This is a genomic window from Erwinia sp. AC075 (assembly GCF_979253995.1).
In genome coordinates this window covers 5016629-5031088 of the sequence record NZ_CEEDEU010000001.1, presented here as the reverse complement: position 1 = coordinate 5031088, position 14460 = coordinate 5016629, and the positions used below count along the sequence as shown (strand labels likewise).

General features: G+C 52.7%; 13 protein-coding genes and 5 tRNA genes. 2 read left to right on the top strand and 16 right to left on the bottom strand.

Features of this window, described 5'->3' with window-relative positions; genetic code table 11:
• Nucleotides 1–14: 14 nt before the first annotated feature.
• Together rpsP and ffh are read right to left on the bottom strand one after the other, a co-directional pair.
• Nucleotides 15–263, bottom strand: coding sequence for a 30S ribosomal protein S16 (gene rpsP / locus AC0IXH_RS23350; protein WP_013203488.1), 249 nt, complete (start codon nucleotides 261–263; stop codon nucleotides 15–17).
• 136 nt (nucleotides 264–399) lie between these two features.
• Nucleotides 400–1761, bottom strand: coding sequence for a signal recognition particle protein (ffh, locus tag AC0IXH_RS23345; protein ID WP_013203489.1), 1362 nt, complete (start codon nucleotides 1759–1761; stop codon nucleotides 400–402).
• 164 nt (nucleotides 1762–1925) lie between these two features.
• Here ffh and AC0IXH_RS23340 point away from each other — a divergent pair, with 164 nt between their 5' ends.
• Nucleotides 1926–2717, top strand: coding sequence for a cytochrome C assembly family protein (locus AC0IXH_RS23340; protein WP_013203490.1), 792 nt, complete (start codon nucleotides 1926–1928; stop codon nucleotides 2715–2717).
• A 25-nt stretch (nucleotides 2718–2742) separates the two neighbouring features.
• Nucleotides 2743–4029, top strand: a complete 1287-nt coding sequence (locus AC0IXH_RS23335; RefSeq protein WP_041692104.1) for an HlyC/CorC family transporter — start codon at nucleotides 2743–2745, stop codon at nucleotides 4027–4029.
• Between the two features lie 85 nt (nucleotides 4030–4114).
• Here the strand turns inward: AC0IXH_RS23335 and luxS are convergent, their stop codons facing one another.
• The 14 genes from luxS to pncC form a co-directional block, all read right to left on the bottom strand.
• Nucleotides 4115–4630, bottom strand: coding sequence for an S-ribosylhomocysteine lyase (luxS, locus tag AC0IXH_RS23330; RefSeq protein WP_013203492.1), 516 nt, complete (start codon nucleotides 4628–4630; stop codon nucleotides 4115–4117).
• Between the two features lie 153 nt (nucleotides 4631–4783).
• The gene (gene gshA, locus AC0IXH_RS23325; protein ID WP_041692105.1) at nucleotides 4784–6385 is read right to left on the bottom strand and encodes a glutamate--cysteine ligase; all 1602 of its coding nucleotides are present in this window, start codon (nucleotides 6383–6385) and stop codon (nucleotides 4784–4786) included.
• Nucleotides 6386–6416: 31 nt separating this feature from the next.
• Nucleotides 6417–6845, bottom strand: a complete 429-nt coding sequence (locus tag AC0IXH_RS23320) for a YqaA family protein (protein WP_041692106.1) — start codon at nucleotides 6843–6845, stop codon at nucleotides 6417–6419.
• Complete coding sequence (yqaB, locus tag AC0IXH_RS23315) at nucleotides 6842–7408, bottom strand: fructose-1-phosphate/6-phosphogluconate phosphatase (protein ID WP_013203495.1); 567 nt, start codon at nucleotides 7406–7408, stop codon at nucleotides 6842–6844. Before yqaB ends, AC0IXH_RS23320 begins: the two co-directional genes overlap by 4 nt.
• Before the next feature lie 315 nt (nucleotides 7409–7723).
• Nucleotides 7724–7800 (bottom strand) — tRNA-Arg (locus AC0IXH_RS23310).
• 136 nt (nucleotides 7801–7936) lie between these two features.
• Nucleotides 7937–8013: transfer RNA gene (locus AC0IXH_RS23305), tRNA-Arg, on the bottom strand.
• 93 nt (nucleotides 8014–8106) lie between these two features.
• A tRNA-Arg gene (locus AC0IXH_RS23300) sits at nucleotides 8107–8183 on the bottom strand.
• 108 nt (nucleotides 8184–8291) lie between these two features.
• Nucleotides 8292–8368, bottom strand: a tRNA-Arg gene (locus AC0IXH_RS23295).
• A gap of 3 nt (nucleotides 8369–8371) precedes the next feature.
• A tRNA-Ser gene (locus tag AC0IXH_RS23290) sits at nucleotides 8372–8464 on the bottom strand.
• 405 nt (nucleotides 8465–8869) lie between these two features.
• Complete coding sequence (gene csrA / locus AC0IXH_RS23285; RefSeq protein ID WP_004155916.1) at nucleotides 8870–9055, bottom strand: carbon storage regulator CsrA; 186 nt, start codon at nucleotides 9053–9055, stop codon at nucleotides 8870–8872.
• A 245-nt stretch (nucleotides 9056–9300) separates the two neighbouring features.
• Nucleotides 9301–11928, bottom strand: coding sequence for an alanine--tRNA ligase (gene alaS, locus AC0IXH_RS23280; RefSeq protein WP_346567028.1), 2628 nt, complete (start codon nucleotides 11926–11928; stop codon nucleotides 9301–9303).
• A gap of 139 nt (nucleotides 11929–12067) precedes the next feature.
• The gene (locus tag AC0IXH_RS23275) at nucleotides 12068–12583 is read right to left on the bottom strand and encodes a regulatory protein RecX (RefSeq protein WP_013203497.1); all 516 of its coding nucleotides are present in this window, start codon (nucleotides 12581–12583) and stop codon (nucleotides 12068–12070) included.
• Nucleotides 12584–12722: 139 nt separating this feature from the next.
• Complete coding sequence (gene recA / locus AC0IXH_RS23270; RefSeq protein WP_013203498.1) at nucleotides 12723–13790, bottom strand: recombinase RecA; 1068 nt, start codon at nucleotides 13788–13790, stop codon at nucleotides 12723–12725.
• A gap of 98 nt (nucleotides 13791–13888) precedes the next feature.
• Nucleotides 13889–14383, bottom strand: coding sequence for a nicotinamide-nucleotide amidase (gene pncC, locus AC0IXH_RS23265; protein WP_206403676.1), 495 nt, complete (start codon nucleotides 14381–14383; stop codon nucleotides 13889–13891).
• Nucleotides 14384–14460 lie beyond the last annotated feature (77 nt).

Here is a 14460-nt window from a genome sequence, read left to right as displayed (position 1 = left end):
ACCACCGTGACAGATTAAGCTGCTTTCTTAGCTTCTTTGACCAGCGCACCAACGCGGTCAGAAACAGTAGCGCCCTGGCCAACCCAGTGCTCAATGCGGTCCAGATCCAGACGCAGTGCTTCAGCCTGACCAGATGCGATCGGGTTGAAGAAACCAACGCGCTCGATGAAGCGACCGTTGCGAGCATTACGGCTGTCAGTGACGACTACCTGATAGAACGGACGCTTTTTAGCGCCGTGACGTGCCAAACGAATTGTTACCATAACATCCTCTTGAGTTAATAAAACACACGGGCCCCATTGAGGGAACGGGGCCCGAATGCAATATAAAAAGCCCGAAAATTTTACTCATTTTGGCGCAAAAAGCAATCTAATTCGCCATCATGTCTTTTCGGCTGATTTAGCGGCCCGGGAAGCCCGGCGGCATCATACCTTTCATGCCGCGCATCATCTTCGCCATACCGCCCTTTTTCATCTTCTTCATCATGCGCTGCATGTCGTCAAACTGCTTCAATAAGCGGTTAACGTCCTGCACCTGCATACCTGAACCGGTTGCAATGCGGCGCTTGCGGGAACCTTTAATGATCTCCGGCTTTTCGCGCTCTTTACGCGTCATGGAGTTGATCATCGATTCCATGCGCACCAGCACTTTATCGTCCATCTGCGACTTCACGTTATCAGGCAGTTGCCCCATGCCCGGCAGTTTGCCCATCAGGCTGGCCATGCCGCCCATGTTGCGCATCTGCTTGAGCTGATCGAGGAAGTCGTTAAGATCGAAGCCGTCACCCTTCTTGAGCTTGCTGGCCAGCTTTTCAGCCTGAGCACGGTCAACTTTGCTTTCGATATCTTCAATCAGCGACAGCACATCGCCCATTCCAAGGATACGGGAAGCAATACGTTCCGGGTAGAACGGCTCCAGAGCGTCGGTTTTTTCACCCACACCCATAAATTTAATCGGTTTGCCGGTGATTTGACGGATAGACAGGGCAGCACCGCCACGGGCATCACCGTCCACCTTGGTCAGGATCACACCGGTCAACGGCAGCGCTTCGTTAAACGCTTTCGCTGTATTGGCGGCATCCTGGCCGGTCATCGCATCGACCACAAACAGGGTTTCTACCGGGTTAATCGCGGCGTGAACCTGTTTGATTTCGTCCATCATCGCTTCGTCTACGTGTAAACGACCAGCGGTATCCACCAGTAGTACGTCGTAGAACTTCAGCTTAGCCTGCTGTAACGCATTCTTAACGATATCAACCGGCTTCTGGCTCAGATCGGATGGGCAGAAATCAACACCAACCTGTTCAGCCAGGGTTTCCAACTGTTTGATCGCCGCCGGGCGATAAACGTCGGCAGAGACGACCAGCACTTTCTTTTTGTGCTTTTCGCGCAGGAATTTACCCAGCTTACCGACACTGGTGGTTTTACCCGCACCCTGCAGGCCAGCCATCAGCACCACGGCAGGAGGCTGCGCCGCCAGGTTGAGCGTGTTATTTTCTGCGCCCATCGCCGCGACCAGTTCACTCTGAACGATCTTGACGAACTCCTGACCTGGGGTCAGGCTTTTATTTACATCCTGACCTACCGCCCGCTCTTTTACGCGGTTGATAAAGTCACGCACCACCGGCAGCGCAACGTCCGCCTCAAGTAACGCCATGCGAACTTCGCGCAGCGTGTCCTTAATGTTGTCTTCGGTCAGCCGTCCACGGCCACTGATATTGCGCAGGGATTGCGACAATCTGTCGGTTAAATTATCAAACATCGTCTCTCGCTCAACGTAATGAGAGGTCGCCAGGCGACACAATGGGACGGATTATAACATGAAGCCGCTGCGATCTCAGCCATCTGCGTTGAGATCGTTTGGAGCCAGCAGCCGCTGACGCTATACTGATTTTTTTCTCATCTGGCTGGTACCTGACAACACCTATGTCCGTTTTTGCGATCCTGGCGCTACTCGCCTACTCCTTCAGCCTTGCTTTGATTATTCCCAGCCTGCTGCGCAAGCAAAGTGGATGGCGTCGCCTGGCGGTAATCTCAGCTGTAATCGCGCTGATTTGCCACGCTGTCGCGCTCGAACAGCGTATTTTTGCCATCGACGGCGGCCAGAATCTTAGCCTGCTGAATATTGGCTCACTGGTCAGCTTGCTGATTTGCGCGATCATGACCATCGTCGCCTCACGCAATCGTGGCTGGATGCTGCTGCCGATTGTGTACAGCTTTGCGTTGATCAACCTGGCCTTTGCCACGTTTGTGCCCAACGCCTTTATCACCCACCTCGAAACCACACCGGGGATGATGGTGCATATCGGTCTGGCACTGTTTGCATATGCTACGCTGATCATTGCCGCACTCTATGCCTTACAACTGGCGTGGATCGACTATCTGCTGAAAAACAAGAAGCTGGCCTTTAACAGTGATATCCCGCCGTTGATGACCATTGAGCGCAAGATGTTCCACATCACTCAGGTTGGCGTGGTGCTTCTGACACTGGTGCTTTGCACCGGCTTGTTTTACATGCACGATCTTTTCAGTCGCGAGAATGTTGATAAAGCCGTGCTGTCGATTCTTGCCTGGTTCGTCTATATCGTTTTGCTTTGGGGTCATTATCACGAAGGCTGGCGCGGTCGCCGCGTAGCCTGGTTCAACTGCGGCGGGGCTTTTCTGCTGACCATGGCGTACTTCGGTAGCCGGATGTTGCAGCACTTCCTGACCTCATGACCCTCCACTACAAGGAATTCCTTCGTTGGAACATGTTTCAACCACCACGTTAATTATCACTCTGGTCATCATGATTTTTGTCTCGGCCTACTTCTCAGGTTCCGAGACGGGGATGATGACCCTCAATCGCTATAAGCTTCGCCATCTGGCTAAAAACGGCAACCGTGCCGCTCGTCGTGTTGAAAAACTGCTGCGTCGTCCTGACCGCCTGATCAGCCTGGTGCTGATTGGCAATAACCTGGTGAACATTCTGGCTTCCGCGCTGGCCACCATCGTCGGCATGCGGCTATATGGCGATGCGGGTGTGGCCATCGCCACCGGGATCCTGACGTTTGCAGTACTGGTGTTCTCTGAAGTTCTGCCAAAAACCATTGCTGCGCTCTATCCGGAAAAAGTCGCTTTCCCCAGCAGCTTCCTGCTCGGCCCGTTACAGATCGTGATGATGCCGCTGGTGTGGTTGCTGAACACCATTACGCGCCTGCTGATGAGCATGGTGGGCATCAGAAGCGATGGGGCTATCAGCGGTGCATTAAGCAAAGACGAGCTGCGTACCATCGTGCATGAGTCGCGCTCACTGATGTCCCGTCGCAATCAGGACATGCTGCTGTCAGTGCTGGATCTGGAAAAAGTGAACGTCGATGACATCATGGTGCCCCGCAATGAGATTGCCGGCATTAATATCAATGATGACTGGAAATCGATTGTTCGCCAGCTGACCCACTCTCCTCATGGCCGCATCGTGCTCTACCGTGACTCACTTGATGACACCATCAGCATGCTGCGCGTGCGCGAAGCCTATCGGCTGATGACCGAGAAGAAAGAGTTCACCAAGGAAGTCATGCTGCGCGCTGCGGACGAAATTTATTACGTTCCTGAAGGCACACCGCTGAACGTGCAGCTGGTTAAATTCCAGCGCAATAAGAAGAAGGTTGGCCTGGTGGTGGATGAGTATGGCGATATCAAAGGGCTGGTGACCATCGAAGACATTCTTGAAGAGATTGTCGGCGACTTCACCACCTCGATGTCCCCTACTCTGGCGGAAGAAGTGGTACCGCAGAATGACGGCTCAGTGCTGGTTGAAGGCAGTGCCAACATCCGTGAGCTAAACAAAGCCTTTAACTGGACGTTGCCAGAAGATGAAGCCCGTACGGTGAACGGCATGATCCTTGAAGAGATACAGGATATTCCGTTACCTAACACCCGGGTAAAAGTGGGCAACTATGCGATTGATATTCTTGATGTTCAGGAGAATATGATTAAGCAGGTACGCATCATACCCAAGAAATCGTTGAAAGAGTCAGTCGGATCGTAAAAGGCGGGCGGTAAAAAAGGGCGGGAAATTTTCCGCCCTGTTCAGAAGGTAAGACGTTGGGGCAAACTCACTTGCCCCGGACAAACTAGATGTGCAGTTCCTGCAGTTTGTCTTTCGGCAGCGCCAGTTCGTCGTTATGGTTCACGCGAATGTCGTTGTCGATAATGTGACGTGCAATATCCTGCGCTTCATCTAAAGAGTGCATCTCAAACGTGCCGCACTGATATTCGTTCAGTTCAGGGATTTTGCGCTGGTCGGTGACTTTCAGCACGTCCTGCATTGCCCCTTTCCAGGCTTTTGCCACACGCTGCTCATCAGGTGTACCAATCAGGCTCATGTAGAAGCCGGTACGGCAACCCATTGGGGAGATATCAATGATCTCCACGCCATCACCGTTCAGGTGGTTACGCATGAAGCCAGCAAACAGGTGCTCCAGCGTGTGGATCCCGCGCTCAGGCATCACTTCTTTGTTTGGCTTGCAGAAACGCAGGTCGAAAACGGTAATGGTATCGCCATGAGGAGTGTTCATGGTCTTAGCTACACGAACCGCAGGTGCCGCCATAATCGTATGATCGACAGTAAAGCTATCCAGCAATGGCATATTGTTACCTCAACTAATGAATTTATTTTCGAATCAGTGAAACTTTCTCTGTCGTGCCCGGTCTGAATATATGAAAGACGCGCAATTTTGTTATCATCATCCCTGACAACAGAGATGTTATTTTGGCCACAGCAATGTGGCCATTTTCTTTTCTTAACTGCGACTCTTTAAGAAGTCTTCAAAGTTAAGCGTATCACTTTCTTCGATTTCCTGCTGACTCGCATTTGAGCGAACAGCTTCCTGCTCAAAATCAGACTCAGTCAAAATTTCCAGCGACTCTTCAGCCAGCTGATGGCGATACTGTTCCGCCAGGGCCAGCCCCGTGCCGTCAATGCCGTTATCTTTCAGGGCATTCAGGAAACGTGCTGAATAGGTCAAATCCGGATCGTCGAAAGAAGCAACCAGACGGTCACACACTTCCTGATACAAATGATTTCCCTGCTGGCTATCCAGTGTTTCAGCCACGCGACGCAGATCTTTGAACAGCGTTTTGCCCACTTCTGCCAGCGGATGCTGCGCTTCACCACAACCCATGCCCAACATTAAGCCAGGCTTACGTCCTTCAAGGATCACGCGGTTCCAGTTGGTCCGGGTGCACAGCAGCTCGTCACTGCTCATCTCCGGCGCATCGGCCAGCGTACACCAAATCAGGAACAGATCCAGGAAGCGGACCTGATTCTCATCGACGCCAATGGCTGAGAACGGGTTGATATCCAGTGAACGGACTTCGATATACTCAATCCCACCACGCAGCAGCGCGTCAGACGGGTTCTCGCCGGAACGCGTGACGCGTTTAGGACGGATTGGCGCATAAAGCTCGTTTTCAATCTGCAGCACGTTGGTGTTCAGCTGCAACCAGTTACCCTGCTCGTCCTTAATGCCCATCTCGCCATACTCTTTCGACGGCGTTTTAATCGCCGCTTTCAGAGCCTTCACATAATCGGGCAGATTATTGAAGGTGATGCCCAGACCGTTCTGAGATTTGTTGGTATAACCGAGGTCGCTCAGACGTAATGAGGTGGCATAAGGCAGATACAGCATGCCCTTTTCCGTTTTCTCGAACGGCAACTTAGTCTCTTTTCCCTGCAGGAACGAAGAGCAGATCGCCGGAGATGCGCCGAACAGATAAGGAATGACCCAGCCAAAACGGTAGTAGTTACGGATCAGGCGCAGATAGCCTTCGGAGATCGCGTCCTGCCCGCTCTTCTCATCCTTACCTTCTCCCCATGCCTGCCAGAAAGAGAGCGGCAGCGAGAAGTTGTAATGGACGCCGGAAATAACCTGCATCAGCGAACCGTAGCGGTTTTTTAAGCCTTCACGGTAGAGCGTTTTCATCTTACCGATGTTGGAGCTGCCGTACTGAGCCAGTTCGATATTCTGACTGTCTTCAATCAGGCACGGCATGCTCATTGGCCACATACGCTCTTCGCCTAAATCGCGGGAGGTATGACGGTGGATATCCCGTAAAAAGGCCAACAGTTTGTCGATATCGCCTTCTACCGGCGTAATGAATTCGAGCAGCGTTTCCGCAAAATCCGTGGTGATCCACTTGTGCGTTAACGCCGAGCCAAGAGATTTTGGGTGGCCGGTGGTCGCCAGATGACCATCTGGTCTGACGCGCAGCGTTTCGCGTTCAATACCGCGACCAATACCTTTTAATGCGTCAGGATGAGCTTCCAGCCAGGAAAGCGCCTGTGATACGTCCGGGATCAAATTGACCTCCCGCTCGGAGAAAAACTTATTATTGTTAAGCATAATGTTAACCGTAGCGCCGATTATTCGCGAATCAATGCCACCAATCCATGCCCTGTAGTGTTGCGTACGCCAACGCTATGTAACGCAAGGTCTTACCCACGGCGAGAAAAAACACCATCGGCAGCCAGGCAAAACGTAGCCAGCCAGCGAGAACGCATAGCAGGTCGCCAATCACTGGCAACCAACTCAATAGCAGCGCAGCAGGCCCCAAACGGTGCAGCCACGCCGTTGCTGTGTTATGCCATCGCCCCTGCTGTTTTAACGGCAGCCAGCGACCAATGATAATATTTGTCAGACCGCCTAGCGTGTTACCAAGTGCTGCGGTTGCAACAATGCCACTCACTGAAACCTTTCCTGCTATCAGCAAGCCCGCCAGTAACACTTCTGAACTGCCGGGCAGTAAGGTTGCACTGAGAAAGCTGCTGGCGAACATCGACCCGTAAGCGAGCCAGTCACTCACAGCAAACGTACATCGACGTAGTCCATTCCTGCGGCCTGAGCTGCCTGAATGCCGAAATCTGCGTCTTCAAACACCACGCAACGTGATGGAACCACCTTCATCAACTCTGCGCAGCGCACAAAGGTTTCTGGCTCGGGTTTGTGGCGGGTGACGTCATCGGCCCCCACAATCACATCGAAGTACTCACGTAGCCCCAGATGCTGCAGCAAGGCTTCTGCCATCGCATGTTCGCTACCGGTCCCTACCGCCATTGGACGACGCCCTTTATAGGCTTTCACCACCTCAATCAGCGGCAGTGGACGCACGGTATCAAAGAGCATCTCTTTTAGCGCCACGGTTTTTTCTTCCGCCAGCTTAAAAGGGTCCAGCGTACTTTGATGACTGGCGATGATCACTTCAGCAATACGCCAGGTCGGTGAGCCATTCAGGCCAATCACCGAGCGTTCATCAAAGTGCAAGCCATGACGTGCCAGAACGTCATGCCAGGCCTTACGATGCGTTGGCTCCGTGTCCAAAATGGTGCCATCCATATCGAATATCAACCCTGCATAACTGTCGTACATTCTGCTCTCTCCATCCTTGATCAAGTGAACAATTACTTTAGCGTAAAGCGGTGCACTTGTCGCTGTTGGCATGGATCCGCAAATGCCTTGATTTACATAGGGATTTTCATTATCAGAATTTGGCGTGAGAATAAGCTCAGAGGGTTCTAAACAGGAGTAGACATGTTTTTTACAGGGTAATCAGAGGGTTAATATTATGAGGGTGGTGAATTGTTGTGAAGAGGAGATGTTGTGCGGGACGGTAATCATCCTTTGTGCTGGCTTCAGCTACACGCTAATTTGCCAGAACAGCGATGCTGCCAAAATTGCAAAATATGGTGCATCCAGGAGGATTCGAACCTCCGACCGCTCGGTTCGTAGCCGAGTACTCTATCCAGCTGAGCTATGGATGCATTGGGAAATGCGGTAATGCTGAGGGGTAATGCGATGATACCGTCAAGTGCGCTGGCTGAATTGTTGAGAGAGACAACTCAGTCGACCACAAAGACCGTAAAATCTGTATTCTGGTGCTGCCAGAATTGCAAAATATGGTGCATCCAGGAGGATTCGAACCTCCGACCGCTCGGTTCGTAGCCGAGTACTCTATCCAGCTGAGCTATGGATGCATCGGAAAAACTAAGGGGAGATAACGCGACAAACCTGAGGTGATACAGAAGAAACTAATTGCCATTCGAAGGAACGCTTTCACTTCTCAGAAATGGTGCATCCAGGAGGATTCGAACCTCCGACCGCTCGGTTCGTAGCCGAGTACTCTATCCAGCTGAGCTATGGATGCATGACATATTCTGGTATAACGCAGGGTGCTAACGACTCACCGTGATACAAGCTGCTAACAAGTATCGTACTACACACAAAAAAGTTTCGTTCAAACTCTCTTGTAAAATGGTGCATCCAGGAGGATTCGAACCTCCGACCGCTCGGTTCGTAGCCGAGTACTCTATCCAGCTGAGCTATGGATGCAAATGGCGGTGAGGCGGGGATTCGAACCCCGGATGCAGCTTTTGACCGCATACTCCCTTAGCAGGGGAGCGCCTTCAGCCTCTCGGCCACCTCACCAGTACGCACTCTTGCGAGTTGTGCTTCAGAACTTGATAACTGCTCATCGGCACTGCGTGGCGCACATATTACTTTGGCGGACTTATAAGTCAAACAATTTTTCCCCCTACGTGTTTGATTGCACAATTCGCAGGCAATACGGGTGTTTTGGCGACAAAAAGATTGAAATATCAACAATAATACCCCGGCGATAATGCAATAAGCTCAGCGCAAGAAAATACGATTGAGGGAAGATTTTGGGCCACGACAGCCAATACAGGGCAATCAAAAGCGGTATTGAGGCAGAAACAGTGAAAAGTTCAGGGCAACAGAGAAAGCGGAACGGGGGATTTAAGACAGAAGAATGGCAGGGATGAGGAAGAAAACCGGTAGCGCCTCGCTAAGCGTAGCGAGACGCCGGATCCGTTAGTAACTCGTTTGCTGAGTTTTTTCGGCCTGAATACGCTGATAGATCTCTTCGCGATGGACAGACACTTCTTTAGGGGCGTTCACACCGATGCGAACCTGGTTCCCTTTCACACCCAGCACCGTTACAGTCACCTCATCGCCAATCATGAGGGTTTCACCAACTCGACGAGTTAGAATAAGCATTCTTTGCTCCTTGAAAGATTAAAAGAGTCGGGTTAACTGTCGCCCGGCATTATCCATCGTATAACGCTAAATATAGACTATGACAAATACACCACAAGTGCACCATCATACCAATACATTCTGCTGATACTTAGTTTAGCCGAAATACCCTTCGCTAACCTGACTTTGTGTTTTTTAAGAGTGCACCCATCAGTAAGCGCCATGGAGTGACTCCACAGCGCCTTCTGCGCGCATTTTTTATTTTGTTACAGCTTTGCAGCGACCCACGACTCAACGCCTGCCAGCGCCGCAGGCAGCGCCTGAGCATCGGTGCCACCCGCCTGAGCCATATCAGGACGACCACCACCTTTACCGCCAACCTGCTGAGCCAGTTCGCCCACCAGTTCGCCGGCTTTAACCCGATCGGTCAGATCTTTCGTTACCCCGGCAATCAGGGAGACTTTCCCATCCGCCACGGTCGCCAGCACGATGATCGCTGACTTGAGCTGATTTTTCAGCTCGTCGACCATCGTACGCAGCATCTTCGGCTCAACGTTGCTCAATTCACTGACCAGCAACCTGGTGCCTTTAATTTCAATCGCTTTACTGCTCAGGGACGCACTCTCCTGCGCCGCCTGCTGATCCTTAAGCTGCTGCAGCTCCCTTTCCAGGCCGCGTACGTGATCAATCATCGCACGTACCTTTTCGTTCAGGTTGCTGTTGTTGGCTTTAATCAGATGGGCAATCTCCTGCAACTGCTCGCTCTGGGCATACATCAGGCCCAACGCGCCTTCACCGGTTACTGCCTCAATACGACGCACGCCGGCTGCCGTACCCGACTCAGACAGAATACGGAACAGGCCGATATCACCGGTACGGCTGGCGTGGGTACCGCCACAAAGTTCCGTGGAGAAGTCACCCATGCTCAGCACACGCACGTGATCGTCATACTTCTCACCGAACAGCGCCATCGCACCATGGGATTTGGCGGCTTCCAGCTCCATGATATTGGTTTCAATGGCCAGATTGCGACGAACCTGGGCATTAACAATCTCTTCAACCTGGCGAATTTCTTCTGGCTTCATCGCTTCAAAATGCGAGAAGTCAAAACGCAGGTATTTGTCGTTAACCAGAGAGCCTTTCTGCGCCACATGATGACCCAGAACCTGACGTAATGCAGCATGTAACAGGTGCGTAGCAGAGTGATTCAGACGAATGCGGTCACGACGTGCCTGGTCAACCTGCGCGGACAGACGATCGCCAATGCGGATTTGCCCGGCGGCCAGCGTGCCAGTATGACCAATCGCCTGACCGTATTTCTGCGTGTCGTTAACGGTAAAGGTGGCTGCATCGCCTTTCAGCTCGCCGGTATCGCCAACCTGGCCACCCGATTCGCCATAGAATGGCGTCTCATCCAGCACAATCACCCCTTCCTGACCTGCCACGATCTCTGTCGCCGGTTTGCCGTCGACAAAAATAGCGGTCACGGTGGAGTTCAGTTCAAGCTGCTCGTAGCCTTTGAAGGCAGACGCGGCATCAATCTGGATCACTTTGCTGTAATCAGCGCCGAAGCCACTGGCCTCACGCGCACGTTGACGCTGCTGCTCCATGGCTTTCTCGAAGCCAGCCTCATCAATCTTCAGATTTCTTTCACGGCAGACGTCAGCCGTAAGGTCAGCCGGGAAGCCGAAGGTGTCATACAGACGGAAGACGGTTTCGCCATCCAGCGTATCGCCCTGCAACTTCTCCAACTCTTCATCCAGCAGCGCCAGACCACGCTCCAGCGTTTTAGCAAACTGCTCTTCTTCTGTTTTCAGGATCTGCTCAACCTGAGACTGCTGGCTTGCCAGCTCTTCGCCCGCGGAACCCATCACAGAAATCAACGGCCCAACGAGTTTCCAGAAGAAGCTGCCCTGCGCGCCCAGCATGTTGCCATGACGGACAGCACGACGAATGATGCGGCGCAGCACGTAGCCACGGTTCTCATTCGAAGGGATAACCCCATCAGCAATCAGGAAGGCACAAGAACGAATATGATCGGCAATCACGCGCAGGGATTTGCTGGTCAAATCCGTGGCGCCCGTCACCTCAGCAACCGACGCGATCAGCCTGGCGAACAGGTCGATCTCGTAGTTAGAATTAACGTGCTGCAGAACGGCAGTAATACGCTCCAGGCCCATGCCGGTATCGACAGATGGCTTAGGCAACGGCAGCATGGTTCCGTCTGGCTGACGGTTGAACTGCATAAAGACGATGTTCCAGATCTCGATAAAGCGATCGCCATCTTCTTCCGGGCTACCCGGAGGGCCACCCCAGATGTGATCGCCATGGTCGAAGAAGATCTCGGAGCACGGGCCGCAAGGACCGGTATCGCCCATCTGCCAGAAGTTATCGGAGGCATACGCGCCGCCCTTATTGTCACCGATGCGGATAATGCGCTCACGCGGCACGCCCACTTCTTTTTCCCAGATGTCGAAGGCTTCGTCATCGGTCTCGTAAACGGTGACCCACAGTTTCTCTTTCGGCAGGTTAAACCACTGCGCGCCGGTCAACAGTTCCCACGCAAAGCCAATGGCCTCGCGCTTGAAATAGTCGCCGAAGCTGAAGTTACCCAGCATTTCAAAGAAAGTGTGGTGACGGGCGGTATAGCCCACGTTTTCCAGGTCGTTATGCTTGCCACCCGCGCGCACGCAGCGCTGAGAGGTGGTGGCGCGGGAATAGTTGCGCTTATCCTGACCGAGGAAAACATCTTTAAACTGGTTCATCCCGGCGTTAGTGAACAACAACGTCGGATCGTTGTTTGGGACGAGGGAGCTACTGGCTACAACCTGATGTCCCTTGCTTTGGAAAAAGTCGAGAAACGCCTGGCGAATCTCCGCAGTGCTCTTGCTCATAATTGTCCCTGAATCACGCTAAAGACTGTTTCGTGAGTCTTACCTCGCCAGAAAGCGTTAGTCTTCGCTGGCAACTCACGAACAAAAAGTGGTGAATAAGATAAATTTTCTTCGGGGGGAAGTAAAATCCCATCGTCGGTCATTCGTCAAAATTTGAGAAAATGGCGCGAATATCGTCGGAAAAGAAGCCTTTGGTCATCAGATAGCGCTGGACTTTAGCTTTCTCCTTCCAGTCGGTAGGCAGCGGTAAGCCAAATTTGCGTTCAGCGACTTCAAATGCCTGGCGCGCCCAGTCAATTTCGCTATTGGCCAGCACCTCATCCGTCAGCGCCTTGTCTATCCCCTTCTGCCCCATCTCCATCCGAATACGCTGTGGGCCATAGCCTTTTCGGCTGCGGCTGGCGACAAAACGCTCGGCAAAATGGGCATCATCCAGATAGCGGTTTTCATAGCACCAGGCCACCACGCGGTCGATTTGCTCCGGCGTGATGGTCTCCGGTTCCTGAGACTTGTTTTTGGCATACATCGCGGCGCGTTCTGCTGACAACGCCAGCTTGCGGCGAAACTCAACTTCGCTGTGATCGCGCATGGCAAGAATGCGCATTGCCCGATCCAGCAGGCGAGCGAACTGGCTACGTTCAGTGGCGTCAGACATCTTGCTCCACGTTTTTTCAGGTTTAAAGGGGGATCACACGGTAAGGGTAGCGAGGTTGAAAGCAAGAAACAAAAAAAGGAACGGATTTAATCCCGTTCCTTTTTTCACATGCTGACAGCGCAGGCTGTCAGGAACGAAATCAGAAGTTTTCGTTGGTTTCGCTGGTTTCATCCAGCTCGGCCGCCGTTGCCACAAAATCAGGCTTGGTGTCCGGGTTGGTCAGCAGCGTAGCACGCAGTTTAGCTTCAATTTCGTTGGCGATAGCCGGGTTCTCTTTCAGGAAGTTGCCTGAGTTCGCTTTACCCTGACCAATCTTATCGCCGTTGTAGCTGTACCAGGCACCGGCTTTTTCAATCAGCTTGTGCTTCACGCCCAGGTCTACCAGCTCACCGTAAATGTTGATGCCTTCACCATACATGATCTGGAACTCAGCCTGCTTGAATGGCGCAGCAATTTTGTTCTTCACCACCTTCACGCGGGTTTCGCTGCCGACGACTTCGTCACCTTCTTTAATCGCACCAATACGGCGGATATCCAGACGGACAGAAGCGTAGAACTTCAGCGCGTTACCACCGGTCGTGGTTTCCGGGTTACCGAACATCACACCGATTTTCATACGAATCTGGTTGATGAAGATCAGCAGGGTGCCAGAGTTTTTCAGGTTACCGGCCAGCTTACGCATTGCCTGGCTCATCATACGTGCCGCAAGGCCCATATGAGAGTCACCAATTTCACCTTCAATTTCTGCTTTCGGCGTCAGTGCAGCCACGGAGTCAACGATGATCACGTCTACCGCACCTGAGCGGGCCAACGCGTCACAGATTTCCAGCGCCTGCTCACCGGTGTCCGGCTGAGAACACAGCAGGTTATCGATATCCACGCCAAGCTTTTTGGCATAGACCGGGTCAAGGGCATGCTCTGCATCGATAAACGCACAGGTTTTACCTTTACGCTGTGCAGAAGCAATTACCTGCAGGGTCAGCGTGGTTTTACCGGAAGACTCAGGGCCATAGATTTCAACGATACGCCCCATTGGCAGGCCGCCCGCACCCAGTGCGATATCCAGTGACAGGGAACCGGTCGAAATGGTTTCCACGTCCATGGTACGGTCTTCACCCAAGCGCATGATGGAGCCTTTACCAAATTGCTTTTCAATCTGGCCCAGCGCTGCTGCCAGTGCTTTTTGCTTGTTTTCGTCGATAGCCATTTTCGCTCCTAATCATGCGGGGTAAAGCACACGCACACGCGGCTTTGCATATACTCAATATGGGGCTGATTATACTGTATGGTCATACAGTATCAAGTTTAATTTTCGAGAAAATGATCGCGCAGGGTCTGGAGCGCCCAGGCGGTGGCCTGACGGCGAACCGCTTCACGGTCACCGGAGAAAACCTGGCGTTGGGCCAGCGTCTCTTTGCCTTCGGCGGCAAAACCGAACCAGACCGTGCCCACGGGTTTTTCTGCCGAACCGCCATCCGGGCCGGCTATCCCACTGACAGATAGTGCAAAATTCGCCCGCGCCTGCTGCCGCGCGCCTTCGGCCATTTCCCGCACCACCGGTTCGCTGACGGCACCAAAACGCGCCAGCGAGGCGGCAGTCACGCCAACTAAATCCGCTTTCGCCTCATTACTGTAGGTCACGAAGCCGCGCTCAAACCATTGCGAACTGCCGGCGATATCGGTCAGCACTTTGGCGATCCAGCCGCCGGTGCAGGACTCCGCCGCCGTCACCGTCGCCTTGCGTTGTAACAGCCGCTGCCCGATGTCCTTACTCAGCTGCATTAATTCTGTGTCCGTCATCCCGACTCCTCTTTTCCCTCACTAACAGAACCGCAAGCCTAGCATTTTTTCTCGTTAAAAGAGGCCGCAAACGCCGT